The sequence below is a fragment of the Modestobacter sp. DSM 44400 genome (genome assembly GCF_900107175.1).
Lineage (GTDB): Bacteria > Actinomycetota > Actinomycetes > Mycobacteriales > Geodermatophilaceae > Modestobacter.
Genome location: NZ_FNOZ01000020.1, coordinates 17,776 through 43,746 on the forward strand (window position 1 = coordinate 17,776; position 25,971 = coordinate 43,746).

The following is a 25,971-nucleotide window of genomic DNA, read 5'->3' on the forward strand; positions in this document are numbered from 1 at the left end:
TCTGCCCGGCCGGGTCAGCCGTTCGGCGCCGTGTTGTTGCCGCCGGGCGGCACCACGGGGGGCACCGCGCCACCGCCACCGCCACCACCACCGCCACCGCCGCCACCACCCCCACCGCGGGGCGGCGTGGTCGTCGGAGAGGTCGACGGCGGAGTGGTGACCACCGACGGCGTCGGCGACTCAGGGGCCTCGCTCGTGGTCTCCGGGGCCGGCCTGGTGGTGCTCGCCGGAGCCCGGGGCCTCGTCTTCGCCGGCGCCTCGGTGGTCGGCTCTGCCACGCTTCTGCCGGTGTCGCCCTTGATGATCGCCTTGCTCGGCAGCTGTTCCTCGGGCGTGCCCGCCAGAGCGGCGTCCATGAACTCCTGCCAGATGGCGCCGGGCAGTCCGGAGCCGTAGATCGGCCTGCCCTGCGCGTTCTCGATGGCTTCGTTGCCGTTCTCACCGCCCATCCACACCGCGGCGGACAGCGATGGGGTGTAGCCGACCATCCAGGCGTCGGTGTCGTCGACCGTGCTGCCCTGCCGGCCCTGCGTACCGGTTTTGCTGGCCACCGGGCGGCCGCCGTCCAGCGCCCGCTTGGAGTGCTTGGCCACGCCCTCCAGGGCGAAGGTGACGTCGTTGGCCACGTCGGCCGGGATGGCCGGTTCGCCGGGGTCGCCGTCGTTCTGCTGCAGCACCGCGCCGGTGCTGTCGGTGACCTTGGTGACGAAGTAGGGGTTCCGCTCCATGCCGTCGGCGGCGAAGGTCGCGAAGCCGTGTGCCTGGTCGATGGGCCGCAGCTCGTACTGCCCGATCCCGATCGAGCCACCGGTCTCACCGGTCTCGGGGTCCGCCAGCGTGCGCTTCCCGTCGAAGTTGGGGTTGCCCGGCGCATCCCAGGTCTCCGGCATGTCCATCGTCTGCAGCGCGACGCTGCGCACCTTCTCCGCCCCTACCTCGTAGGCCAGGCCGTAGAACGTGGTGTTCAGCGACCGGGTGATCGCCTCGGTCAGGGTGCACGAGGCGCACTGCGCCCCCCCGGCGTTGCTCACCGGCAGACCCGGACGGTCCTTGAACTGCTGCGGGGAGGAGCCGTCCCGCTGGGCGTTCACGCTGATGCCCTGTTCCAGCGCGGCGGCCAGCACGTAGGGCTTCATCGACGAGCCCGGCGGCCGGTAGGCGTCGGAGGCGTAGTCGAAGCCGTTGCCGTCCGCGCCTCCGTAGTAGGCGACCACCGCACCGGTGCGCGGGTCCATGGCGACCAGGGCCTGGCGCAGCGTCTCTGGCTCGCCGTCCATCACGTCGGTGACCGCGGCGACCGCGGCGTCCTGGGAAGCCTTGTCCACCGTCGTGGTGATCCGCAGGCCGCCGGACTCGATCTCATCCTGGGTCAGGCCGTAGCGGTCCTTGAGCTCGTCGGTGACCTGACGCACGACCAGGCCGTCCGGGCCGTCGGGGGCGCCGAGGGTGCTGCCGGTCTTGGGCAGCGCCGGCGGGTAGACGGCGGCCGACCGGGCGGCGGGGTCCAGCCAGCCCTGCTCGACCATCGCGTCCAGCACCAGCCCCCAGCGGTCCTGGGCGCCCTCGGGGTTGGTCTCCGGGTCGTAGGCGCTCGGGCTGCGGACCAGCACCGCCAGCACCGCGCCCTGCTCGGCGGTCAGCTGGGCGGCGGGCACACCGAAGTAGGTGTTGGCGGCGGCCTCGATGCCGTAGGCGCCGCGGCCGAAGTAGATGGTGTTCAGGTACTTCTCGAGGATCTCGTCCTTGCTGTACTCGTTGTCGAGCTTGACGGCGAGGAAGAGTTCCTTGAACTTGCGGCTGAAGGTCTGGTCGGAGTTCAGTATCGCGTTCTTCACGTACTGCTGCGTGATCGTCGAGCCACCCTGGGTGGAGCCGCCGGTGAGGTTGTTCCAGGCCGCGCGGGCGATGCCGGTGAAGGAGATGCCGGGGTCGGAGTAGAAGCTCTGGTTCTCCGCGGCGAGCACCGCCTGCCGGGCGGGCTCGGACACCTGGTCCAGGCGCACCTCCGTCCGGTTCTCGGTGCCCAGCCGCGCCATCTCCGTCGTGCCGTCGGCGTAGTAGAAGACGGTGGTCTGGTCGTTGCGGATGGAGTCCGCGCTGGGCACGTCGGTCGAGGCGTAGACCACGCCGACGAAGACGCCCAGCAGGACCAGGGCCCCCACCAGGGTGGCGGCGAGCCAGACGAGCACACGGCGGCGCCGCTGCTTCTTCGAGCGCTTCTTCTTGCCCCCGCTCCCGCTGGCGCCCCGCGCCGGCGGGCGCGAACCGGGCGGGCGACCGCCGCCGCCGCCGGACCGGGAGCCCACCCCGGAACGAGACCCGCCGCCGGGACTCCCCGGCCGGGCGCCGCCCGCGGACCGTGACCCGGCGGCCGAACGCACCGCCGCGGAGGCGCGGGGCGTCTCACCCCGGCCAGCCGTCGTCCCGACACGACCGCTGGCCGCCGCGCGCTTGGCCGGCGGTGGACGGCGGTTGGCCCCGGCGGGGCGTCCGACCGGGGAGGTCTCGTCGTGGGGAGGCACGCAGTGGGCCCTTCCTCGAGTCGTGGAGTGACGCGGCGCGGGTGGCGCGACGGCGCGCTGCACCCCAGGATGACGTGCTCAGCTGTGTGCCGGCCGCAGCGTGCGACCAGCGGCCCGGTGCGGCGCCGGACGGGACGACTACTCGGTCGCCGTCCGGCGGCGGTTCCTGCGCGGTGCGCGGCCCGGGGTGGGCTCGGCACCGAGAACGTATGAGGACACCAGGTGGTTCCAGCCGCAGCCGCGGCACACCTCGACGGTGTAGACGGAGAACTCCTCCTGCATGGCGTCCATCCGGGCGAGTTCCGGCCCGGTCTTGGCCTGCCCGGACACCGGGCCCAGCCCGTCACCGTAGACGTAGCTGACCTGCGTGAGCCGCTCCCGACGGCAGACCGGGCACGGCGCGTCGGTCGCCTCCCCGTGGTACTTCGCCGCTCGGGAAAGGTACGGGCCGGCGTCGCACACCTCGAACAGGCCGGTGCGCCCGGAGTGCACGTCGGCCAGGACAGCGCGCCGCTGCAGCGCGTAGTCGACCACCGACCGTCGTCCGGGCACGGCGCCAATGTACGCAAATCGAGCCCTCCAGTGGCTGCTCCGCTGGACCTGACGCGGGAGGCCGGGGGCTACCAGAGCCGGCTCGGCTTGCGCCACGACAGCTCATCCGATGTATCGTCTCGATACATCGACCGATGGAGAGGCGGAGGTGGTGTGCTCGAGCTCGCCATCCTCGGCCTGCTGCAGCAGTCGCCGATGCACGGTTACGAGCTGCGCAAGCAGCTGGCCGCCGTGCTCGGAGGGCTGCGCAGCATCTCCTACGGCTCGCTGTACCCCGCGCTGAAGCGGATGCACGCTGCCGGGCTCATCGCCACCGAGGAACCCGACCCGCGCGCCCCGCTGCCGGCCGACGCCCCGCCGTTGACCGGCAGGCGCGGGAAGGTGGTCTACACGATCACCGCCGAGGGCAAGGAGCGCTTCCACGACCTGGTCAGCCAGACCGGTCCGGAGGCCTACGACGACGAGGGGCGCTTCGGCGTACACCTCGCCTTCTTCCGGCACACCGCGGCCGACGTCCGACTGCGCATCCTCGAGGGGCGCCGCCGCACCGTCGAACGGCAGCGGGACGGCCTGCGGGCCTCCCTCGGCCGCACCCGCGCCCGGTTGGACCGCTACACCCTCGAGCTGCAGCGGCACGGGATGGACTCGGTGGACCGGGAGGTCCGCTGGCTGTCCGAGCTGATCGACCGCGAGCTGGCCGACCCCGCCGGGGTCGACCGGGACCCCGACCGGAACAGCGCCGTCCCGGGCCAGGACCCGCCGCCCGGGGGAGACCCCGGCGCGGACCGCACCGCGTGACCACCACACAACGACCGGACCCGCACGGGTCCGCCGCAGGAGGAGAGCCCATGGGATCGGTCAAGGTCGCCATCATCGGCGTCGGGAACTGCGCAGCTTCGCTGGTGCAGGGCGTGGAGTACTACCGGGACGCCGACGAGACGCATCCGGTACCGGGTCTGATGCACGTGCGCTTCGGCGACTACCACGTGTCCGACATCGAGTTCGTCGCCGCGTTCGACGTGGACGCCAAGAAGGTCGGCCGCGACCTCTCCGAGGCGATCTTCGCCAGCGAGAACAACACCATCAAGATTGCCGACGTCCCGCCGCTGGGCGTGACCGTGCAGCGGGGCACCACCCTCGACGGCCTGGGCAAGTACTACCGCGAGGTCGTCGAGGAGTCCGACGATTCTCCGGTCGACATGGTCGCCGCGCTGCGCGGGTCCGGTGCCGACGTCCTGGTCTGCTACCTGCCCGTGGGCTCGCAGCAGGCCGCGGAGTTCTACGCCCAGTGCGCCATCGACGCCGGCGTCGCCTTCGTCAACGCCCTCCCGGTGTTCATCGCCGGCACGCCGGCCTGGGCTGCGAAGTTCACCGCCGCCGGGGTGCCGATCGTCGGTGACGACATCAAGAGCCAGGTCGGCGCCACGATCACCCACCGGGTCCTGGCCAAGCTGTTCGAGGACCGCGGCGTGCAGCTCGACCGCACCATGCAGCTCAACGTCGGCGGCAACATGGACTTCAAGAACATGCTCGAGCGCGAGCGCCTGGAGTCAAAGAAGATCTCCAAGACCCAGTCGGTCACCAGCCAGGTCGACCGGGACATGGGCGTAGGAAACGTGCACATCGGCCCGTCGGACCACGTGCCGTGGCTCTCGGACCGGAAGTGGGCCTACGTGCGCCTGGAAGGCCGCGCGTTCGGTGACGTCCCGCTGAACCTCGAGTACAAGCTCGAGGTCTGGGACTCCCCGAACTCGGCCGGCATCATCATCGACGCCGTCCGTGCCGCGAAGATCGCCCTGGACCGCGGCATCGGCGGCCCGATCCTGTCGGCGTCGTCGTACTTCATGAAGAGCCCGCCGGTGCAGTACAGCGACAGCGAGGCCCGCGACGCCGTGGAGGCCTTCATCCGGGGTGACGTCGAGCGCTGAGGAAGCACCCCGCACGCTCGGGGCGGTGCCCTGGAGGGGCCGCACCGCGGACGGCCCGCGACACCTGCTCCGGCAGGTGCCGCGGGCCGTTCCGCGTCCCCGGCGGTCCCCTCAGCTGCGCCTCCTACTGTTGTCCCATGCCGTTCCGCCGCCTCCCGCTGCTGTCGCTGGTATCGCTGCTGCTGGTCGCCCTGCTCGCCGGCTGTGGGAGCGACGCCGCCACCGAGCGGATGCCGGGCGACCCGATCACCGCCGACGAGGCCGAGGTGCTCTCCGGCCTGCTGTACCGGGACTTCAAGGCCGGCGGGGCCGACTTCGTGGTCAGCGCGCCCTACGCCGAGAACGCCGTCGTCACGCTGACCGGCGAGATCGACTTCGCGCAGGGCATCGGCCGGGCCCAGGGCGTGACCAGCTACGGCGACGAGCGCCCGGACGACACCCGCACGCTGTTCTTCACCACCCAGGACCTCTGGTACGGCGACGTCCCCGGCCTGTCGGACGCCCTGGCCGCCGCCGGGCTACCGGACGCGAGCTACGTGCGCCGCCCGATCGCCACCACCAGCGCCACCGGCACGGCCTCGCTGATCGACGTGCTCGTGCAGCTCGTGCCGCGGCTGTCCGCCCGCGCCGCCGACGACCCGCGCTCGTTCCTGGAGCGCGACTACACCTGGCAGGGCACCAAGTCGGTCAACGGGGACCTCGCCTCACTGTTCCGCAGCAGCACCGGGACGACGATCGCGGTCGCCGCCGACTCCCACCTGCTGCTGCAGTACGTGACCCGGCTGCCCGACCAGGACTTCGACGTGACGATCACGCTCACCGACCACGGAGAGCGGGCGATCGAGCTGCCCAGCGACGCCGAGACCGTCACAGCCGCCGACCACCCGGAGATCGCCGACGCCATCGGCGTCTGAGAAAGGACCCCCCTACCCCCCACCGCTCGCGAGCTCGCGGCGGGGCCCTGCAGGGGGGCCACCGTCCTCCTCACCCCTCGCAAGCGCGGGGCGCGCCTCGGGACGGGGCCCAGACAGCACAAGAGGGGGCGGCCTCTTCCCCAGGCCGCCCCCTCTTGTACGAGTCGTTCTTACCAGGAACTCGGACCGACCGGAAGGGCGGGACCGCAAGGGCCGGACCGCACAGGCCGGACCGCAAAGGTCATGCAGGAGCCGGACCGGTCCGTCCCGGCTCAGTTCGCGGAGGGGTCCGCGGGTGCGGTGGACAGCACGCCCAGCCGGCCGGTCTGGCGGCGCAGCACCGAGTGCCACAGCTCCGGCCCCGACGCACCGGCGAGCACGTCGCCCGGCGTGCCGGTGACACAGGCCCACGCTCCCGCGGACAGCTCAGCGGCCAGCTGGCCGTCGGACCATCCCGCGTACCCGGCGAAGACCCGCAGCCCGGTGAGCTCGCCGTGCAGCTCCTCGGGGTCGCAGTCCAGGTCGACCAGGTGCACCTGGCCGGCGACCTGCCGCAGGCCGCTGTCCGGGTCGGCCGGCCCCGCCGGGGCGCGGGCGGCCAGGCACAGCGCCGTGTCGGTCTCGCACGGGCCCCCGACGTGAAAGACGCCCGGCTCCACGGCCAGCTCCGACCAGCCGGGCAGCACGTCGCGGATCCGCACCTCGCTGGGCCGGCCCAGCACGACGCCGAGCGTGCCGGTGTCGGAGTGGTCGAGCACGTAGACCACGGCGCCGGCGAAAGTGGGGTCGGTCAGGGCCGGCAGGGCCACCAGCAGCGACCCGGGCCGGACGTCGTCCAGGCAGCCGACCGAGAGCGCGGGCACCGCGTCGCGACGTCGCTTGCCCGCCGCCGGGCCGGCAACGGGACGGCGGTCGGGGTCGGGTGACGAGGGCACCGGGTTCATCCCGTCCAGTGTGCATCAGCGAATCGCAGCCGGGGCCCTCGACCGCCGCGCTGTCGAGGAGGCCGCGGCATGTCGGTCGATCGGCTGGCAACCTCCTGGCAGCGACGTAGTGTGGTGGGAGTGCAGCAGGCGGCGCCCATCGCGCGTCCGACCGAGCGCCCCACCGTGCGCCATCTCCTCCACCGCGGTGACTTCCTGCGGCTGCTGCTGACCCGGCTGAGCTCCCAGTTCGGTGACGGCGTCTTCCAGGCGGCGCTGGCCGGCACCGTGCTGTTCAACCCGCAGCAGGCCGCCCAGCCGATCGACGTCGCCGCCGGGTTCGCCGTCCTGCTGCTGCCGTACTCGCTGGTCGCGCCGTTCGCCGGGGTGTGGCTGGACCGGTGGAGCCGCCGCCAGGTGCTCATGGTCGCCAACATGGTCCGCGCCCTCCTGGTGGCCGGCGTGGCCGCCCTGATCCTCGCCGGCGTGCAGGGCACCGCGTTCTACGCCGCCGGCCTGGCGGTCTTCTCGGTCAACCGGTTCGTGCTGTCGGCCTTGTCGGCCGGGTTGCCGCACACCACCGACGAGGCCTCCCTGGTGTCGGCCAACGCCCTGTCCACCACCGCGGGGGCGGTCGCCGGCGTCGTCGGGGGCGCGTCGTCCATCGTGGCCACCGAACTGCTGAGCCGGGGCACCAGCGGGTACGCGGCGCTGGCGCTGGCAGCCGCCGTCCCCTACCTGGTGGCCGCGGGCATCGTCTCCGGGTTCGACCGCGGGCACCTCGGGCCGGACCACCTGACCCGTGCGGCGCGGGTGACCGCCCGGGACGTCCTGTCCGGGATGGTCGCCGGCGTCCAGCACACCGTGCAGCACGCGCCCGCGGCCGCGGCACTGGTGGTGATGAGCGTGCACCGGTTCTTCTACGGGCTGCTCACGCTGATGACCCTGCTGCTCTATCGCAACAGCTTCGAGCCCTTCGGACCGTTCTTCCCCGCCGGACTCACCGGGCTGGGCGAGGTGCTGGCCGCCGGTGCGGTGGGCACGCTGCTCGCCGCCTCGATCACCCCGTGGGTGGTCCGCCGGATGGGCAAACCGCGCTGGATCACCCTGATGCTCGCCGCCGGCGGGGTCGGCCAGCTCGCGCTGGGTGCGCCCTTCGTCCCGCCGACCATCGTCGCGGCCGGCTTCGCCCTGGGATTCGTGGCCCAGTCGATCAAGATCTGCGTCGACACGACCCTGCAGGAGACGGTGGACGACGACTTCCGCGGACGGGTGTTCAGCGTCTACGACACGCTGTTCAACGTCACGTTCGTGGTGGCGCTGCTGGCCGGAGCGCTGCTGCTCCCGACGTCCGGGGTGTCCTACCCGATGCTCGTCGTCGTCGGCGTCGGGTACCTGCTCACCGCGCTGGCCTTCGCCCGGTGGAACGCGGCTCAGGAGCGCCGGTCACCCGGCTCGTCGCACACCACCCACCTGCGGCCGGCCAAGAACGCCTCGGACTGACCGGGCCGCTGCTTCAGCTCCGCCCGGCCCACCAGACCAGCAGCGCCACCTCGGCCTCGTCCGGCTCGAGGGGTCCGCGCTCGATGCGCAGGTCCTTGAGGAAGCGCCAGGCCTGCCCCACCTCCGGGCCGGGACCGATCCCCAGCAGCTCCATGATCCGGTTGCCGTCGAGGTCGGGCCGGATCCGGTTGAGGTCCTCCGCCTCCGAGAGGACCTTGATCCGGTCCTCGAGCGCGTCGTAGGTCGCCGACAGGGTGGCGGCTCGGCGGCGGTTGCGGGTGGTGCAGTCCGAACGCACCAGCTTGTGCAGCCGGGGGAGCAGATCACCGCCGTCGGTGACGTAGCGGCGCACGGCCGAGTCCGTCCACTCCCCGCGTCCGTACCCGTGGAAGCGCAGGTGCAGGAAGGTCAGCCGGGAGACGGCCTCGACGACGTCCTTGGAATAGCGGAGCTCGGTCAGCCGCCGGCGCACCAGCTTGGCCCCCACCACCTCGTGGTGGTGGAAGGACACCCCCCCGCGGGCCTCGTGCCGCCGCGTTGCCGGCTTGCCGATGTCGTGGAGCAGCGCCGCCAGCCGCAGCACCAGGTCAGGGGAGGGGAGGCCGGGATCGGCGACCTCCAGCTCGATCGCCTGGTCGAGCACGGTCAGGGAGTGGGCGTAGACGTCCTTGTGCTGATGGTGCTCGTCGATCTCCATCCGCAGCGCGGACAGCTCCGGCAGGACGACGTCGGACAGCCCGGTCCCGACGAACAGCTCCAGCGCGGCCCGCGGCGCGGGGTTCAGCAGCGTCCGGGACAGCTCGTGCTGCACCCGCTCGGGGGTGATCCGGGCGAGCTGGCCGGACATCTCGGTCATCGCGGTGACGACATCGTCGTCCGGGGTGAGCCCCAGCTGGGCGACGAACCGCACCGCCCGCAGCATCCGCAGGGGGTCGTCGGCGAAGGAGTCCACGGCCGCGCCGGGGGTGCGCAGGCGGCGGGCCAGCAGGTCGCCCAGACCGCCGAACGGGTCGGTCACGGTGCGGTCCGGGCCCAGCGAGACCGCCATGGCGTTGACCGTGAAGTCGCGGCGGGCCAGGTCGTCGACCAGCGAGGTGCCCCAGGCGACCTCGGGGTTGCGGGACTCCCGGTCGTAGCGGTCGGCCCGGAAGGTGGTGATCTCCAACCGCTCGCCACGCACCTCGGCCCCGACCGTGCCGAAGGCGATGCCCGTGTTCCACGTGGAACTGGCCCAGCCGCGCAGCAACTCCAGGGTCTGCTCGGGCCGGGCGTCGGTCGTGACGTCCAGGTCGCCCACCGCGCCGGACCCCGGCGACCCGGCCGCCAGCAGGGCGTCGCGGACCGACCCGCCGACCAGATGGGCGGAGAAGCCGGCGGCGGCGAACCGGGCGCCCAGTTCCGACAGCACGGGGGAGAGGTCGACGAGCGCGCGGACGGTCGCCTGCACGGCCGGTGGGACGGGTTCAGGCTCAGGACGACGCGCGGGCTGTACGGGCACGACGATCGAGGGTAGTGGCGTTCCGCGACACGGGTCCTGCTCCGCGCCCCGGTCCGCTCCTCGCTGCGATGCTCCCGGAACTGTCGCCGGACAAGCGCTACCCTCTCGGCATGGCTGGGACGGGCGGGCGGCGGCGCCCCGGCCGACGCCTGCGCCGGGTCGACGAGACCTCCGCGGGCGGCCTGGTCGTCGCCGACGACGAGGTCGCCGGCCTGTGCGCCGCGCTCATCGGCCGTACCGACCGTCGTGGCCGTCTTCTCTGGTCGCTGCCCAAGGGGCACATCGAGGAGGGCGAGACGCCTGAGGACACCGCCGTCCGGGAGGTGGCCGAGGAGACGGGCATCCTCGGTGAGGTCGTCGCCCCCCTCGGCATCATCGACTTCTGGTTCGTGGCGGACGGCCGCCGGGTGCACAAGACCGTCCACCACTTCCTCCTCCGCGCCGTCGGCGGGGTGCTCTCCGACGCCGACGTCGAGGTGACCGAGGTCGCCTGGGTGCCACTTCCCGAACTCGGCAATCGGCTGGCCTACGCCGACGAGCGGGCGCTGGTCGAACGCGCGCCGGCCCTGCTGGCCGACACGGCGTGACCGAGCTCCCGAGGTCCCGAACGGGCGCAGCACGCAGCGGCATGGGAGCGACGAGCACCAGCGAGGAGATGCCGTGACGCGGCGGGCCGCCGGCCGCGCCGACGGCCGCCTCTCCCGCCGCACCGTGCCGCGAGCCGGCGGGCGGCTGGGTGCCGCCGTCGCCACCGGCCTGCTGACGGCGCTGCCGCTCGTCTGCCCTCCGCAGCCGGCCGTCGCCGCACCGGCTGGGACGGCGGACGGCAGCCGTCCGGTCACCATCACGGTCGGCCGGCTGGAGCCGCGCACCGTCACGCCCGGGTCGACGATCACGCTGAGCGGCACGCTGGTCAACGACAGCGAGGACACCTTCACCGACCTGGCGGTGCGGATGCAGCGGGGCGAGCTGTTGACCACCCGCCGCGCGCTGTCGACCGACCTGGCCGACCCCGACGACGCGACCGCCGCCACTGCGCCCTTCCTGCCGGTGCCCGGCGAGCTGGACCCCGGTGACTCGCTGACCTTCACCTACTCCGTGACGCCCGACGAGCTCCGCCTGGCGACCAAGGGCGTCTATCCGGCCCTGGTCAACGTCAACGGCGTCCGGGCCGGCGGGGCGACCGAGCGGGTCGGCGAGCTGTCGACCTACCTGGTCGCCCAGCCGGCGGCGCCGACGAGCCGGACGACGGTCGCCTGGCTGTGGCCGTTCACCGACCGGCCGCACCGCGACGCCACCGGCGCCTTCACCGACGACGACCTCGCCGCCGAGGTCGCTCCCGACGGCCGGCTGGACCGCGTCCTGTCGGTGCTGGAGGAGCTGCCGGTCACTCCGGGCAGCGACCAGCCGGTGCCGGTCACCGTGGCGGTCGACCCCGCACTGCTGGAGGAGGTCGCCACCATGGCGGCCGGCCCGTACACCGTCGACGGCGCGCGGGGCAGCGGAACAGCCGACGCCGCCGACTTCCTCGACCGGCTGCGCCGGGTGGCCGCCGTCCACCCGGTCGTCGCGCTGCCCTACGCCGACGTCGACGCCGACGCGCTGGTCTCCGTCGGTCTGGCCGCCGCGGTCACCCGCACGCTGCCCGGCACGCCCGAGGGGACCGCACGGCAGCCGGTCGACGACGACGGCACGACCACCGCGACCCCCGCCGCGCCCGCCACCACCACTGGGGGCAGCGGCGGTACCAGCACCGGCGGCGGCCGCGCCGACGACGACACCAGCGTCGGCGCGGCCCTGGTCCGCGAGGTCCTGGACGTGGAGCCGCGTACCGACGTGGCCTGGCCGGCCGGTGGCACGGTGCGCTCGGACACCCTCGACGTTCTCGCCGACGGGGGCGCCACGACGGTCGTGCTCGGCGAGGCCGGACTGACCGACAGCGACCGGGCGGTCGGCGCCCTGCGGGGAACGGTCGCCACCGCGCGGGCCGAGGTGTCCACGACCGAGGGCGCCATCACCGCGCTGGTGGCCGACGATGCCCTGGGCGACGTCGTCGCCACGGCCGCCACGCACCCCGGCGGCCCCCGGCTGGCCGAACAGCGGTACCTGGCCGAGCTGGGGGTGCTGACCACCCAGCTGGCCGCCGACGCGCCGGCCTCTCCGCAGAGCGTGCTCGTCGTCCCACCGCGCGCGGTCGACGCGGACCCGGAGACGACCGCGGCGATGATCGGCGACACGGTGACCCAGCCCTGGCTGGGCGCAGCGTCCCTGTCCGACCTGTCCGCGGGACCGGCCACCGACGCCGGCACGCTGAGCACGACCGACGCTCCCGCCGGCGACGCCCTGCCTCGCGACGGCCTGACCCAGATCGCCGAGACCACCGCGGTGCGCGACGACTTCGCCGCCGCCGTGGCCGGCGACGCCGACACCGCGCTGGCCGGCTACGACGCGGCCATCGCCCGGGCCGGCTCCGCCGCCTGGCGGGGCGACCCGGCCGCGTTCGACGCCGCGACCGACGACCTGCGCGCGACCGTGGCCGACCTGCGCGCCCAGGTGGGGCTGCTCGCCCCGGCCGACGGCACCTACAGCCTCGCCTCCAGCGACGCGCCCCTGGTGCTGACGGTGCAGAACGACCTGCCCTTCGCCGTCCAGGTGCGCCTGCAGCTGCGCGCCCGCGGCAACGTCGGGTTCAGCGCCGACGACAGCGGGGTCACGACGCTGGAGCCGCTGTCCCGGACCACCGTGCGGGTGCCCACCAGCGTGCAGCAGTCCGGCAGCTTCGCGGTCACTGCGGTGCTCACCACCCCGGCCGGTGGCCCGCTGGGCGAACCGGTGCAGCTGCAGGTGAAGAGCACCGCCTACGGGACCGTCACGTTGGTCATCACCGTGGGTGCGGCGGTGCTGCTCGGCCTGCTGTTCCTCCGTCGGCTGGTCCGCTTCCTGCGGGGGCGCCGCGGCGGCACCCCGCCGGAGGAGGACGCCACCACCGACCCGCTGACGGTGCCGCCGGTCCGGAGTCCGGTGTGACCGGCGGCTCCTCGGCCGACGCGGCAGCCGACCAGCGCAGCCCCGACGCGCAGCGCCCCCACTCCGCGGGCGGCCCGCGGCCGGACCGCCCACTGCCCGCGTCGCCGTACCAGGCCGCCCCCAGGGCCGGCGCGCCGGCCGGCGGTGCAGCGGGCACCCCGGTCCGTCCGCCCGTGCCCCCACCCGTGCCCCCACCCGTGCCCCACCCCACGGCCCGGCCGGCCGAGCCGTCCCCGTCTCCGCCGGCACGGACGCCGGTGCCCCCGCTGCCCCCTGTGCCCGGCCTGCCGCGGGTTCCGCCGGCGGCCGGTCCGTCGGCCGGTCCGGCGGCGCCGCAGGCCGCTCCCGGGCGGCCGCGCCCGGTGCTCCCCCCGGTACCGCCGCCGCGCCGGCGGTTCGTGCCGGGACCCGACGACACCCAGCTCATCCCGGTGCTGCCCGCCGTCCCGCAGCCCGGGCCGGAGACCGAGGAAGAGCTCGACCAGCGCGAGGGCGCCCCCGGCGGCAGCCGCGGGATCCTGCGCGCGGCCGGCACGATGGCGGTGGCGAGCCTGGTCTCCCGGCTCACCGGGTTCCTGCGCACCGTGGTGCTGACCGCCGCGCTCGGCTTCGGCCTGGTCGGCAACGCCTACACGGTCGCCAACACCCTGCCCAACATCGTCTACGAGCTGCTGCTGGGCGGCGTGCTGACCTCCGTCGTGGTCCCACTACTGGTCAACGCCCAGGAGAAGCACCCCGACGGCGGCGTCCGGTACACCCAGCGGCTGCTCACCCTCGCCACGGTGGGCCTGGCCGCGCTCACCGTCGTGGCCGTGCTCGCGGCGCCGGCGCTGACCTGGCTGATGGGCATCCGGGACGACCCGGGCCAGGTCGAGCTGGCCAACTGGCTGGCCCGGATCCTGCTGGTCGAGATCGTGTTCTACGGGGTGGGCGCGCTGGCCACGGCGGTGCTCAACGCCCGGCAGGTCTTCGGTCCACCGGCCTGGGCCCCGGTGCTCAACAACGTCGTGGTGATCGCCACCGGCATCCTGTTCCTGCTGGCCGCCGGCCCCGGTGAGCTCACGCCGCTGAGCATCACGACCGGCCAGGTCTGGCTGCTGGGCATCGGCACCACCGTCGGCATCGCCGTCCAGGCCGTGGTGCTCCTACCGCTGCTGGGCCGGCACGGCGTCCCCCTGCGCCCGCAGTGGGGGCTTCGCGGCACCGGCCTGGGGGAAGCGGGCACGCTGGGGCTCTGGGTGATCGGCTACGTGCTGGTCAGCCAGGTGGGCGTCGTCGTCGCCAGCATCGTGGCCAACGCGGCGGCCGACGACGGCGGCCTCGGTCCGCTGGCGTTCAGCAATGCCAGCCTGCTGTTCCAGATGCCCTACGGAATCATCGGCGTGGCCCTGCTGACCGCCCTGCTGCCACGGATGAGCCGGGCGGCCAGCCGGCATGACGTGCCCGGGGTGGTCGCCGACCTGTCCCTGGGCATCCGGTTGTCCGCGGTCGGCCTGCTGCCGGTGACGGCACTGCTCGTGGCGCTCGGCCCCGCCGTCGGCATCGTGGCCTTCAGTCGCGGCAACGCCGACGTCGGGGATGCCCGGGGCGTGGGCGTCGCGCTGGCCGTGGGCGCGTTCGGGCTGCTGCCGATGGCGGTCACCCTCCTCCAGCTGCGCGTCTTCTACGCGATGAAGGACGCCCGCACCCCGACCTTGATCCAGGTGGCCATGGTCGCCGTCCGGGTGCCCCTGCTGCTGCTGGTGCCGGTCCTCGTCGGGCCGGACCAGGTCGTCGCAGGGCTGATGGTGGTCACCAGCGTCACGTACGTGGCCGGGTGGGTGGTCGGGAACGTCACGCTGCGCCGGAGGCTGGGCACCGTCGGGAGCGCCCAGGCGATGGGCACCGTGCTGCGGATGACCGCCGTCTCGGCCGTCGCGGCGCTGCTCGGCTCGCTGGTGGTGCACCTCACCTCGGGTGTCCTCGGCACGTCGGTGGCGGGGTCGCTCGGGACCCTCGTCATCGGTACCGTGGTCATCGGCATCGCGGTGGTCGCGGGGGCCGTGGTGGTCAAGGTCCCGGAGCTCTCGGGGCTGGTGGCCGGAGTCCGGGCACGGCTCGGGCGCCCACGGGGCTCGGACGGCCCCGGTGCCTGAACCGGGGACGCCGTCCCCGGCCGGAGTGACCAGCAGACTGAGTGACCAGAAGTACGTGGACAGGGGGTCGGCAGCGTCCGTGACGTCGACGACCACCGGCCTGCCCGACCGCTATCGCCCGATCAGCCAGGTCGCCCCGGACGAGGAGACCACCACCGGGGTCATCCGCTCCTGGCGCGCCCGCGACCGCGTGCTCAACCGCGACGTCGCGCTCCGCGTCCACACCCCCGGCGGCCCGCCGGCCCGGGAGTGGATCACCCGCGCGCTGACCGCTGGTGGGCTGGCCACCCCCGCCCTGTCGATGGTCTACGACGCCGCCGAGGGCACCGGTGGTGACGGCCCGGGCGGAGCCGCCTACGTCGTCAACGAGTGGCTCGAGGGCCAGACCCTGCGCCATCGGCTGGCCGAGAGCGGCCCGCTCCCCGAGCGGGAGGCCCGGGCGCTGGTCCGCCGGCTGGCCGAGGGCGTCGCCGAGGCGCACCGGGTCGGCCTGGCCGTCGGTGGCCTCACCCCCGAGCACGTCGTCCTGCGACCCGGTGGGCTGGCCGGCCTGCTCTCGGTCCCGGCCGCCACGGGCACCGTGCAGGGCGACATCGCCGCGCTGGGCGGGCTGCTGGAGCTGGCCCTCACCGGCCGGACCGGCAACGACGACACCCCGCCGGCCATCGCCTCGCCCGACCTCGCGGCCCTGGTCCGGCGGGCCCGCTCCGGCGACCCGTCGACCGGGCTGTCCAGCGTCGCCACGATGGTCGCCCTGCTGGCCGAACGGCCGCGCACCGGCCCGCAGGACCAGGCCCGGCCCGATGCGGTCGGCGACAGCGGCTGGGTGCGCCGGCTGCGCGACGCCCTGCCCCCCGTGCCGGGCACCTCGGGTCCGCGCCCGGGCGGGGCCGGTCGCTGGCCGGTCGCCGACGACGAGGACGACCTCGACTGGGGCACCACCTTCCCCGACGAGGGCGACGTCGCCGAGGAGGAACCCACCGGCCGCTCGGCGCGGCGCCGGCTGGCGGTGATCGGCCTGCCGCTGCTCGCGCTGCTGATGGTGATCGCCTTCGCGCTCTGGTTCGGCAAGAACGTGTTGTCGGTCGCCGGCTCCGTCGACGAGGTCCAGGGCTCGACCCCCTTGGCCGGAGCCCCGGCGAGCTCCTCGGCGGGGGCACCGCCCCCGTCGGCGGACGCAGCCGGCCCGCTCCCGGTCACCGCGGCGTCGGTCTTCGACCCCTACGGCGACGGCGAGCCGGAGAACGACGACGACGTGCCGCTCTCCTACGACGGCGATCCGGCGACGGCCTGGCAGACGCTGGGCTACCGGGGGTCGGCCGAGTTCGGCAACCTCAAGCCCGGGGTCGGCGTCCTCTACGACCTGGGCAGCGAGCAGTCGGTGGGCGCGGTCACCGTGCTCACGACGCTGCCCGGCACCACCGTCGAGGTGCGCACCGGCGACGACCCGAACGGCGACCTGGACAGCTTCCCGGTGGCGGTCAGCGGCGAGCTCACCGGCACCGACCAGTTCGCCTTCCCCTCACCGGTCGCTACCCGCTACGTGCTGGTGTGGATCACCGGGCTGGTCCAGAGCGACGGGAACTTCACCGGCAGCCTCGCCGAGGTGACCCCGCTCGCCGCCGGTTGATCCGCCCGCCGACGTGCCGCCCCGGCCCCCACGGGAATGCCCGACCTACCCTGTCCGTTGTGCGCCCCGTGACGAACGCCCAGCCCGCGCCCGGGCCCGCGACCTGGACCGAGAGCCCGCCGGCCATCCCCCCGGCCGAACAGGACGGCGTCCGTGACCTGGTGATCATCGGGTCCGGACCGGCCGGGTACACCGCTGCCACCTACGCCGCGCGAGCCAACCTGCACCCGCTGGTGTTCGAGGGCACGCAGTTCGGCGGTGCGCTGATGACCACCACCGAGGTGGAGAACTTCCCCGGGTTCCCGGAGGGCGTGCAGGGTCCGCAGCTGATGGACGACATGCGCACCCAGGCGGAGCGCTTCGGCGCCGAGCTGGTGGCCAAGGACGTCACCGAGGTCGACCTCACCGCCAACCCCAAGGTCATCACGATCGGCGACGAGGTCGTCCGGGCGCACGCGGTGATCGTGGCCACCGGCTCGAAGTACCGCTACCTCGGCCTGGACAACGAGCAGCGACTGTTGGGCCACGGCGTCTCCGCCTGTGCCACCTGTGACGGCTTCTTCTTCCGCGACCAGGACATCGTCGTGGTCGGCGGTGGCGACTCCGCGATGGAGGAGGCCACGTTCCTGACCCGCTTCGCCAAGTCGGTCACCGTCGTCCACCGCCGTCCCGAACTGCGTGCCTCGAAGATCATGGTCCAGCGCGCCCAGGACAACGAGAAGATCCGCTGGGCGCTGGGCAAGCAGGTGACCGAGGTGCACGGCGACAACGCCGTCTCCGCGGTGGAGCTGACCAACGTGACCACCGGCACCACCGAGGAGCTGCCGGTCACCGGCATGTTCGTGGCGATCGGCCACGACCCGCGCACCGAGCTGTTCGTCGGCCAGTTGAAACTGGACGACGAGGGGTATGTGGTCGTCGACCACCCGACCACCCGCACCGACGTGGACGGCGTCTTCGCTTGTGGCGACGTCGTCGACCACATCTACCGACAGGCCATCACCTCCGCGGGCACCGGGGCCTCGGCCGCGATCGACGCCGAGCGGTGGCTCGCCGACACCTTCGGCGAGCGCTGACCAAGTGCCCCGTCCTTCTCACCCCTCGCAAGCTCGGGGCGAGCCTCCGGACGGGGCCGAACGGGCATAGACGGGCTGCCCCACAAGTTCTACCCACCGACCCACCCGCGACCACAGGGAGCATCACCATGGCAGGCAACACCGTGAAGGTTACCGACGACAGCTTCGCCACTGACGTCCTGGGCAGCGACAAGCCCGTACTGGTCGACTTCTGGGCCGAGTGGTGCGGCCCGTGCAAGATGGTCGCCCCGGTGCTGGAGGAGATCGCCGCCGAGCACGGCGACAAGCTCACCATCGCCAAGCTGAACATCGACGAGAACCCGCAGATCGCCCGCGACTACCAGGTCATGTCGATTCCGACGATGACCGTGTTCTCCGGTGGGAAGCCGGTCAAGAGCATCATCGGCGCGAAGCCCAAGGGCGCGATCCTCTCGGACCTCTCCGACTACATCTGATCGGCCGGCGCCGGTCGCGCCGACGCCAGATCGAGCACTCCCGCCAGGCCCGCCCGTCCGCCCCGGACCGGTGGGCCTGGCCCGTTTCCGGTCACCCGCAGCGGTGACGCGTGGGCCCCTTCCCGAGCGCTGGGGCTCCCCCGGTGCGCGCGGGAGGCCCCGGCAGAGACACAATCGACCCGACAGCCCGATGCACCGCCCGTCAGCGCCGACGGCCGACCGACGAGGAGCCACGATCCCCGCATGGAGATCCTGCGTCCCGGCAGCTCCGGCCCCGCTGTGGCCGAGGTGCAGGCGGTGCTGCGCGCCCTGGAGCTGCTGGCCGGGGACGCCGCCGGCGAGAGCGGCTGCGGGGAGTTCGACGAAGCCACCGAGCTTGCCGTCCGGCACTTCCAGCAGGTGCGTGGGCTGTCGGTCGACGGCCGGGTCGGCGAGGAGACCTACCGCGCGCTGAACGAGGCCCGCTGGTCGCTGGGCGACCGGCTGCTGCGCTACGACCCTGAACGCCCGCTGCGCGGCGACGACGTCCGCCGCCTGCAGGAGCTGCTGCTGGAACTCGGCTACGACGCCGGCCGCGCCGACGGCATCCTCGGGGCCGAGACCGAAACCGGCCTGCGCGCCTTCCAACGCGACTACGGGCTTAACGCCGACGGCACCTGCGGCCCGGCCACGCTGCGCGCCCTCAAGCAGCTGGGCCGCCGGGTGACCGGTGGGCGCCCCCAGCTGCTGCGGCAGAGCGCCTCGCTGGTCGAGTCCGGCCCGCACCTGATCGGCCGGGTCATCGTTCTCGACCCCGGGCACGGCGGCGACGACACCGGCTACACCGCGGGGGAGACAACCGAGGCCGACCTGGTCTTCGACCTCGCCTCCCGCGTCGAGGGCCGGCTGGCCGCCGCTGGGGCCAAGGTGTACCTGACCCGGGGGCGCACCGGCGGCCCGACCGCCGAGGAACGCACGGCGTTCGCCAACGACGCCCGGGCCGACCTCTTCCTCTCCCTACACATGGAGGCGCACGGCTCTGCGCACGCCCGCGGGGTGGCCAGCTACTACTACGGCACCGGCTCCGGGGCGAGCTCCACCGTCGGCGAGCAGTTCGCCAACCTGGCCCGCCGGGAGGTCATCGCCCGCACCGGAATGCTCGACTGCGGCTCGCACGCCAAGACCTGGGACATCCTGCGGATGACCCGGATGCCCTCCGTGCGGCTCGACTGCGGCTACCTGTCCCACCCGGTCGACCGTCTGCTGCTGCTGGACGCCCGGCTGCGCAGCACCATCGCCCAGGCGGTCGTCGCGTCCGTGCAGCGGCTCTTCCTGCCGGCCGAGGCCGACCCGCCGACCGGCACGTTCCTGCTCCCCGCGGGCGGCTGACCCCCGGGCATAGGAAGCTTTGCACCAACTTTTCGGGCTGATACCGGGTGGAATGCTTCCTATGCCGGTGTGACCGAGCCGTCACGTCCGGCACGTCGGCCCGGAGCGGGCAGTGTGGGCGGCTTACACTCCGACAGGTGACCCTCCCTGTGTCCGACCCGACGGTCGGTTCCGGTCAGGCCGGGGCGCACTCTGTCGGTGCGTCCCCGCACGTCTCCCCGCGGCACCCGCGGCTGGATCCCCTGGCCGACCGGTACGCAGCACGGACCCACGGGATGAAGAGTTCGGAGATCCGGGCGCTGTTCTCCGTCGTCAGCCGCCCGGAGGTCGTCTCGCTGGCCGGCGGGATGCCCGCGGTCACCGCCCTGCCCCTGGACGTCGTCGGTTCGATGATCGGCGACCTCGTCTCCGACATGGGCGCCCAGACGCTGCAGTACGGCTCCGGGCAGGGCGACCCCCGGCTGCGCGAGCGCATCTGCGACATGATGGCCCTGGAGGGCATCACCGACGCCTCGCCCAGCGAGGTGGTCGTCACCGTCGGCTCCCAGCAGGGCCTGGACCTGGTCACCCGGGTCTTCGTCGACCCCGGTGACGTCATCCTGGCCGAGGCGCCGTCCTACGTCGGTGCCCTGGGCGTCTTCCAGGCCGCGCAGGCCCGCGTCCGGCACGTCGAGATGGACGGCGACGGCCTGGTGCCCGAGGCGCTGGAGCAGGCCCTCGTCGAGGCGAAGGCCGCCGGCGACCGGGTGAAGTTCCTCTACACCGTGCCCAACTTCCACAACCCGGCCGGCGTCACGCTGTCCGAGCCGCGGCGCGAGGCGATCATGGCCGTCGCCGAGCGGCACGACCTGCTCATCATCGAGGACAACCCGTACGGGCTGCTGGGATTCGACCAGGGGCCGATGCGCGCGCTGCGGGCCCGCAACGAGCACCGGGTCATCTACCTGGGCTCGTTCTCCAAGACCTTCTCGCCGGGTCTTCGGGTCGGCTGGGTCCTCGCACCGCTCGCCGTCCGCGAGAAGCTGGTGCTGGCGACCGAGGCCCAGGTGCTCTGCCCGCCGTCGCTGACCCAGTACGCGGTCGCCCGCTACCTGGACACCCAGCCCTGGCGCGAGCAGATCAAGGTGTTCACCGAGCTCTACCGGGAGCGCCGGGACGCCACGCTGGAGTCGCTGGGCGCCCTCATGCCGCCGGGCACGACGTGGACGCGCCCGGACGGCGGCTTCTACGTGTGGCTGAAGCTGCCGCGCGGCCTGGACGCCAAGCTGATGCAGCCCCGCGCGGTGGCCGCCCACGTGGCCTACGTGCCGGGGATCGGTTTCTACGCCGACGGGCAGGGCCGGGAGTACATGCGGCTGTCCTACTGCTATCCCGAGCCGGACCGTATCCGGGAGGGAGTGCGGCGGCTGGCCCGGGTCATCGAGGCGGAGCTGGACCTGCACTCCACCTTCGACTCGGTCGACACCGGCACCTTCCGGGCCGTGTCGCCGGTCAGCAGGCCCGCGCCGCGTCAGGGGAACCGCGACACCGGTGCCGCGGAGTCGCTCACCGGCCCGGCCAACCGGAACCAGACCGAGGACCACCGAGCATGAGCGAGACCGCACGTCTCACCGTGGACGGCCCGGGCCCAGGCAGCGAGGAGCACCCACTGCGCGCCATCGTCCTCGCCGGCGGGCTCACCTTCGAACGCGAGGTCAGCCTCTCCTCCGGCCAGCAGGTGGAGGAGGCGCTGCGCCGCGCCGGCGTCGACGCCGAGCTGCACGATGCCGACTCCGCGCTGCTGCCGGGGCTGTCGGCCGGTCCGGCGGACGCGGTCTTCATCGCCCTGCACGGCGCCATCGGTGAGGACGGCGCCCTGCGTGCGGTGCTCGACCTGGCCGGCGTCCCCTACGTCGGGTCGCCCGCGGCCGCCTGCCGGCTGGCCTGGGACAAGCCCGCGGCGAAGTCGGTGGTCCGCTCGGCCGGGGTGACCACCCCGGACTGGGTGGCGCTGCCGCACAGCACATTCCGGGAGCTGGGGGCCGGTGCCGTGCTCGACCTCATCGTCGCCCGGCTGGGTCTGCCGCTGATGGTGAAGCCCGCCGCCGGTGGCTCGTCGCTGGGCGTGCAGAAGGTCAGCCAGATCGAGGACCTGCCGGCCGCCATGGTCAGCTGCTTCGCCTACGGCGACACGGTCATGGTCGAGCGGTTCGTGGACGGCGTGGAGCTGGCGCTCTCGGTGGTCGACCTGGGCGAGGGCCCGGAGGCACTGCCAGCGGTAGAGATCGCCCCGGAGTCCGGCGTCTTCGACTACACCTCGCGCTACACGCCCGGGATGACCGAGTACCACGCACCGGCCCGCGTCTCCGACGAGGTGGCGGCCCGCGCGGCCGCGGTCGCCCTCCAGGTGCACCGGGCCCTCGGCCTGGCGGACCTGTCCCGCACCGACGCGATCGTCACGCCGGACGGCGAGGTGCACTTCCTCGAGGTGAACGTCTCCCCGGGGCTGACCGAGACGTCGATGTTCCCGATGGCCCTCGAGGCGGCGGGGCACACCCTCGGCGAGGTGCTCGGGCGGCTGCTGGCCCGCGCGGCCAGGCGATAACCTCGTTCTCCCCCGGACGACACCGCGGCCACGTGCCGTCCCTTGATGCGCGGAGCCGCTTCCCGCTCCTCGTCGGCGAGCCTCCGGTCCACCTCGTCCGATCGGAGCAGCTCCGCCGCACCGCCCGTTGCGTCAGTGACACAAGGGGCGGTGCTCCAGCAGCAGCCCCCTCTCCCCTCAGCTTCTTCCGGTGATGTCGGGGGCCATCATCCCGACGATCCGCTGCAGGTCGTCGACCGAGCCGAACTCCACCACGATCCGCCCCTTGGCGCGGCCGATCTGGACCTTCACCTTGGTCTCGAACACGTCGGACAGCCGGCCGGCGAGGTCCTCGACCCCGGGAGCGGTCAGCTTGCGGTTGTTCCGTCGGGCGGCAGAGGGAGTGGCGGCCACCGCGACTGACACGGCCTCCTCAGTGGCCCGCACCGACATGCCCTCGGCCACGATCCGGGTGGCCAGCGCCTCCTGCGCCTCGGCCTCGGGAAGGCCGAGCAGCGCCCGGGCGTGCCCAGCGGAGAGCACCCCCGCAGCGACCCGGCTCTGCACCTTCACCGGCAGCTTCATCAGCCGGATGGTGTTGGTGACCTGCGATCGGCTGCGCCCGATCTTGCTCGCCAGCTCCTCGTGGGTGGCACCGAACTCCTCGAGCAGCTGCTGGTAGGCCGCGGCCTCCTCAAGCGGGTTCAGCTGGACGCGGTGGATGTTCTCCAACAGGGCGTCGCGCAGCATCGCATCGTCCGTGGTGTCCCGGATGATCGCCGGGACGCTCTCCAGCCCGGCGGCGCGGGCGGCCCGCAGCCGGCGCTCGCCCATGATGAGCTCGTAGCCGCCGTCCGGGCCCTCCCGGACCACGATGGGCTGGAGCAGGCCGAACTCGCGCACCGAGTGCGTGAGCTCGTCGAGGGCGTCGTCGTCGAAGACCAGCCGGGGCTGCTTGGGGTTGGGGACGATCTCCTCGACCGGCAACTCCCGCAGCTGCGCGCCGGGGACGCCGACCACTTCGGCGCCCGTCGGGACCGGCAGCGCGGTCACCGGGGCGGCGCGCTCGGCCCAGCCAGGGGACGCCGGTCGCTCTGCCGGCCCGACGCCGCCCGCGGACGCCTCGGCGGCCTCCGCGGCCCGGGCCGCAGGCGTCGCCGTCGGCGCCGGAGCACTGGTGGGGATGAGGGCCGCCAGGCCCCGGCCGAGACCGCCGCGCTTGGTCATTGGTCCTCCTGGCTGGTGCTCGGGGTCCGCAATCGCGGTACGAGCGGGATGTCGGTGGTGCAGAGAGGACGGAGACGAATCGGTACGCGTGAGCTCGCTGGCTCGCTCACGAACCGTGCCTGCCGGTCAGTCCGCGAGTGGTCACCGGCTCGCCGAGCACCAGCGCGGCGACCGGTGGGCCGGCCGGCGGCATGGGTGGCGGCGGCGGAGTCCGCGGCTCGAGCCGCGCCCCGCGCTCGGCGAGTTCCCGGGCGGCTTCCACATAACTGGTCGATCCGCGCGAGCCCGGGTCGTAGGTGAGCACCGACTGCCCGTATCCGGGCGCCTCACTGACCCGCACGTTCCGCGGGATGACGGCCTTGAGAACCAGGTCCCCGAAGTGACTGCGGACCTCGTCGGCCACCTGGTCGGCCAGCTTGGTGCGGCCGTCGTACATGGTGAGCAGGATGGTGGAGACCGAGATGCCCGGGTTGAGGTGGGCCCGGACCAGGTCGATGTTGGAGATGAGCTGGCCCAGTCCCTCCAGTGCGTAGTACTCGCACTGGATCGGGATGAGCACCTCGTCGCCGGCCACCAGCGCGTTGAGGGTCAACAACCCGAGAGACGGCGGGCAGTCGATGAGCACGTAGCCGGGTTTCTGGTCGGCCGGCTGCTCGTGCAGGTACGCCTCAATGGCCCGGCGCAGCCGATGCTCGCGAGCGACGACCGAGACCAGCTCGATCTCCGCGCCGGCAAGGTCGATCGTCGCCGGGACGCACCGCAGGTGCGGGCTGGCGGTCGTCGGGTGCGCGACCTCGGCGAGCGTGGCGTCCCCGATCAGGGCGTCGTAGATCGACGGCGTGCCCACCGTGTGTTCGACCCCGAGGGCGGTGCTGGTGTTCCCCTGCGGGTCGAGGTCGATGACCAGGGTCCGCACGCCGTACATCGCCAGGGCCACCCCGAGGTTCACCGTCGACGTCGTCTTGCCGACGCCGCCCTTCTGATTGGCCACGGTGATGACCCGGATCCGCCCTGGGGCGGGGAACGGTTCCTGGTCGGCCGCGTGCAGCACACGGGTCGCCCGCATCGCCTCGGCCGCTATCGGGCTGTCGAACTCCGCACCGGCGGACTGGTCGGCGGTCAGGCTGGACCGCAGCCGCTCGCCCGGGTCGGTCATCGGCGCATCCACCTCACCACCGTGTTCCACGTGGAACGCGGCCTTCTGGGCGCTGTTCCACGTGGAACGGTCCCCGTCCGGAGCGGAACCATCATCGGCCACCGCGCGTCATGACCACCACGGTAGTGGCTGCAGCACCCAGCTCGACACCGACGGCCCGCGTGTGCACGTCGCGCATGCCGGCCGCCTCGAGCTCGGGCACCAGCTCCGGCACCTCCCCCGCCGCCCGAGCCCCGACCAGGGCGATCAGTTGGGCGCCCGGCCGCAACAGGCCGCGGCACCAGCCCACCAGCCGGGGGAGCGGGGCAACCGCCCGGGCGGTGACCACGTCCACCGGTCCGACCGCCCGGACGACGGACCGCTCCTCGGCCCGACCCCGCACGACCGCCCAAGGAGCGTGCAGCGACGTGACCACGTCGGAGAGGAACTCGACCCGGCGGGCCATCGGTTCCACCAGGGTCATCGTCAGGTCCGGCCGGGCGAGAGCCAGCGGGATCCCGGGCAGCCCGGCACCGCTGCCCACGTCGACGACCCGGGCACCGGCCGGCACCGCCTCGGCGAGCGCCGCACTGTTGAGCACGTGCCGCTCCCACAGCCGCGGGACCTCGCGTGGCCCGATCAGCCCGCGGACGACGCCGTCCCCGGCAAGCATGGTCACGTAGGCGGCAACGTCGTCCAGCGCGTCGCCGAAGACAGCTGCCGCACCTGCAGGTATTTCCGGAACGACTACGTTCGGTGGTCCGCTGGCCGGGTCGTCGTGCCCGGTGTCTCCGCCGATCACGCGTCGGGCAGGACCACGACGCGGCGGTTCGGCTCCTCGCCCTCCGACTCGCTGCGTACACCGGCGGCCGCGGCGACGACGTCGTGCACGACCTTGCGCTCGAACGGGTTCATCGGCGACAGCCGCTCGGGCTGGCGGCTCTGACCGACCCGCTCGGTGGCGGCCGTGGCCAAGCTGGTCAGGTCGGCGCGGCGCTTGGCCCGAAAACCGCCGATGTCGAGCATCAGCCGGCTGCGGACGCCGGTGGACTGGGCCACGGCCAGCCGGGTCAGCTCCTGAAGCGCCTCCAGGGTGGCGCCGTCCGGGCCGATCAGGGTGCGCAACTCCCCCCCGACGACGGCGACCGAGGCGCGGTCGCCCTCGACGTCGAGGTCGATGTCGCCGTCGACGTCGAGGATGTCCAGCAGGCGCTCGAGGTAGTCACCGGCCACGTCGCCCTCGCGGACGAGCAGGGTGTCCGGCGACCCGTCCTCGTCGTCGTCGTCCTCGTCCTCGTCCTCGTCCTCGTCCTCGTCGTCCTCGTCGCGGACGTCGACGGTCTCCACGACGGCGTCGGAGGAGATCTCGTCGGCGTCGGGCAGCGCTGGGTCCCCGCTGCCACCGGTCTGGGGCAGCACCGCGTCGGAGGTCGCCTCGGCGGTGGTGACGGTGTCGTTGTCGGGTGCACTCACGATGGTTCCTCCCAGAGTCGTGCAGGCGGCCGGGCGAGCCCG

The 25,971-nt window shown here is 73.4% G+C and carries 21 protein-coding genes; 13 read left to right on the forward strand and 8 right to left on the reverse strand.

The genetic code is table 11. The features are described 5' to 3' along the window. Nucleotides 1–14 precede the first annotated feature (14 nt). Together BLW04_RS13610 and BLW04_RS13615 are read right to left on the reverse strand one after the other, a co-directional pair. The gene (locus tag BLW04_RS13610; RefSeq protein WP_254781515.1) at nt 15–2,306 is read right to left on the reverse strand and encodes a transglycosylase domain-containing protein; all 2,292 of its coding nucleotides are present in this window, start codon (nt 2,304–2,306) and stop codon (nt 15–17) included. Nucleotides 2,307–2,660: 354 nt separating this feature from the next. Beyond that, on the reverse strand, nt 2,661–3,074 hold the full coding sequence (locus BLW04_RS13615; protein ID WP_254781517.1) for a DUF5318 family protein: 414 nt from the start codon (nt 3,072–3,074) through the stop codon (nt 2,661–2,663). Nucleotides 3,075–3,227: 153 nt separating this feature from the next. Between BLW04_RS13615 and BLW04_RS13620 the strand changes: the two genes are divergently transcribed. From BLW04_RS13620 to BLW04_RS13630, 3 genes are all read left to right on the forward strand, one after another. Then, nucleotides 3,228–3,872 carry a PadR family transcriptional regulator gene (locus BLW04_RS13620; protein ID WP_091541959.1) on the forward strand — a complete coding sequence of 215 codons (645 nt, stop codon included), beginning with the start codon at nt 3,228–3,230 and terminating at the stop codon, nt 3,870–3,872. 50 nt (nt 3,873–3,922) lie between these two features. Continuing rightward, nucleotides 3,923–5,002 carry an inositol-3-phosphate synthase gene (locus BLW04_RS13625; protein WP_091541962.1) on the forward strand — a complete coding sequence of 360 codons (1,080 nt, stop codon included), beginning with the start codon at nt 3,923–3,925 and terminating at the stop codon, nt 5,000–5,002. Between the two features lie 137 nt (nt 5,003–5,139). Next, nucleotides 5,140–5,916: a hypothetical protein gene (locus BLW04_RS13630; protein ID WP_091541965.1), complete on the forward strand. Its 777-nt coding sequence runs from the start codon at nt 5,140–5,142 to the stop codon at nt 5,914–5,916. 272 nt (nt 5,917–6,188) lie between these two features. Here the strand turns inward: BLW04_RS13630 and BLW04_RS13635 are convergent, their stop codons facing one another. After that, nucleotides 6,189–6,860, reverse strand: coding sequence for a YqgE/AlgH family protein (locus BLW04_RS13635; protein ID WP_091541968.1), 672 nt, complete (start codon nt 6,858–6,860; stop codon nt 6,189–6,191). Between the two features lie 69 nt (nt 6,861–6,929). Between BLW04_RS13635 and BLW04_RS13640 the strand changes: the two genes are divergently transcribed. Next, nucleotides 6,930–8,342, forward strand: coding sequence for an MFS transporter (locus BLW04_RS13640; protein ID WP_139306842.1), 1,413 nt, complete (start codon nt 6,930–6,932; stop codon nt 8,340–8,342). A gap of 13 nt (nt 8,343–8,355) precedes the next feature. On the opposite strand, the gene BLW04_RS13645 is transcribed toward BLW04_RS13640, so the two are convergent. Continuing rightward, a complete protein-coding gene (locus BLW04_RS13645; RefSeq protein WP_175484046.1) occupies nt 8,356–9,840 on the reverse strand; it encodes a CCA tRNA nucleotidyltransferase in 1,485 nt (494 codons plus the stop codon). A gap of 110 nt (nt 9,841–9,950) precedes the next feature. Between BLW04_RS13645 and BLW04_RS13650 the strand changes: the two genes are divergently transcribed. The 9 genes from BLW04_RS13650 to BLW04_RS13690 all read left to right on the forward strand — a co-directional run bounded on the left by BLW04_RS13650 (nt 9,951) and on the right by BLW04_RS13690 (nt 22,115). Beyond that, nucleotides 9,951–10,427: an NUDIX hydrolase gene (locus tag BLW04_RS13650; RefSeq protein WP_091542104.1), complete on the forward strand. Its 477-nt coding sequence runs from the start codon at nt 9,951–9,953 to the stop codon at nt 10,425–10,427. A gap of 73 nt (nt 10,428–10,500) precedes the next feature. After that, entirely contained in the window at nt 10,501–12,867 is a 2,367-nt protein-coding gene (locus BLW04_RS13655; protein WP_091541976.1) for a DUF6049 family protein, read from the forward strand. 398 nt (nt 12,868–13,265) lie between these two features. Beyond that, nucleotides 13,266–15,002, forward strand: coding sequence for a murein biosynthesis integral membrane protein MurJ (gene murJ, locus BLW04_RS13660; protein ID WP_254781519.1), 1,737 nt, complete (start codon nt 13,266–13,268; stop codon nt 15,000–15,002). A 79-nt stretch (nt 15,003–15,081) separates the two neighbouring features. Next, on the forward strand, nt 15,082–16,632 hold the full coding sequence (locus BLW04_RS13665) for a protein kinase family protein (protein WP_091541981.1): 1,551 nt from the start codon (nt 15,082–15,084) through the stop codon (nt 16,630–16,632). Between the two features lie 125 nt (nt 16,633–16,757). After that, a complete protein-coding gene (gene trxB / locus BLW04_RS13670) occupies nt 16,758–17,708 on the forward strand; it encodes a thioredoxin-disulfide reductase (RefSeq protein ID WP_091542112.1) in 951 nt (316 codons plus the stop codon). Nucleotides 17,709–17,836: 128 nt separating this feature from the next. Then, nucleotides 17,837–18,163 (forward strand): thioredoxin, encoded by a 327-nt coding sequence (trxA, locus tag BLW04_RS13675; RefSeq protein WP_091541985.1) that lies wholly within the window; start codon nt 17,837–17,839, stop codon nt 18,161–18,163. A gap of 243 nt (nt 18,164–18,406) precedes the next feature. Next, entirely contained in the window at nt 18,407–19,531 is a 1,125-nt protein-coding gene (locus tag BLW04_RS13680) for an N-acetylmuramoyl-L-alanine amidase (RefSeq protein ID WP_091541988.1), read from the forward strand. Nucleotides 19,532–19,668: 137 nt separating this feature from the next. After that, nucleotides 19,669–21,123: an aminotransferase-like domain-containing protein gene (locus BLW04_RS13685; RefSeq protein ID WP_217631033.1), complete on the forward strand. Its 1,455-nt coding sequence runs from the start codon at nt 19,669–19,671 to the stop codon at nt 21,121–21,123. Next, on the forward strand, nt 21,120–22,115 hold the full coding sequence (locus tag BLW04_RS13690; protein WP_091541991.1) for a D-alanine--D-alanine ligase family protein: 996 nt from the start codon (nt 21,120–21,122) through the stop codon (nt 22,113–22,115). Before BLW04_RS13685 ends, BLW04_RS13690 begins: the two co-directional genes overlap by 4 nt. A 177-nt stretch (nt 22,116–22,292) precedes the next feature. Here the strand turns inward: BLW04_RS13690 and BLW04_RS13695 are convergent, their stop codons facing one another. The 4 genes from BLW04_RS13695 to BLW04_RS13710 all read right to left on the reverse strand — a co-directional run bounded on the left by BLW04_RS13695 (nt 22,293) and on the right by BLW04_RS13710 (nt 25,929). Continuing rightward, nucleotides 22,293–23,321, reverse strand: coding sequence for a ParB/RepB/Spo0J family partition protein (locus tag BLW04_RS13695; protein WP_091541995.1), 1,029 nt, complete (start codon nt 23,319–23,321; stop codon nt 22,293–22,295). Between the two features lie 106 nt (nt 23,322–23,427). Then, entirely contained in the window at nt 23,428–24,477 is a 1,050-nt protein-coding gene (locus tag BLW04_RS13700; protein WP_091542117.1) for a ParA family protein, read from the reverse strand. Between the two features lie 91 nt (nt 24,478–24,568). Next, the gene (rsmG, locus tag BLW04_RS13705) at nt 24,569–25,258 is read right to left on the reverse strand and encodes a 16S rRNA (guanine(527)-N(7))-methyltransferase RsmG (protein WP_254781523.1); all 690 of its coding nucleotides are present in this window, start codon (nt 25,256–25,258) and stop codon (nt 24,569–24,571) included. Next, nucleotides 25,255–25,929: a Jag family protein gene (locus BLW04_RS13710; protein WP_091541999.1), complete on the reverse strand. Its 675-nt coding sequence runs from the start codon at nt 25,927–25,929 to the stop codon at nt 25,255–25,257. Before BLW04_RS13710 ends, rsmG begins: the two co-directional genes overlap by 4 nt. Nucleotides 25,930–25,971: the final 42 nt, after the last annotated feature.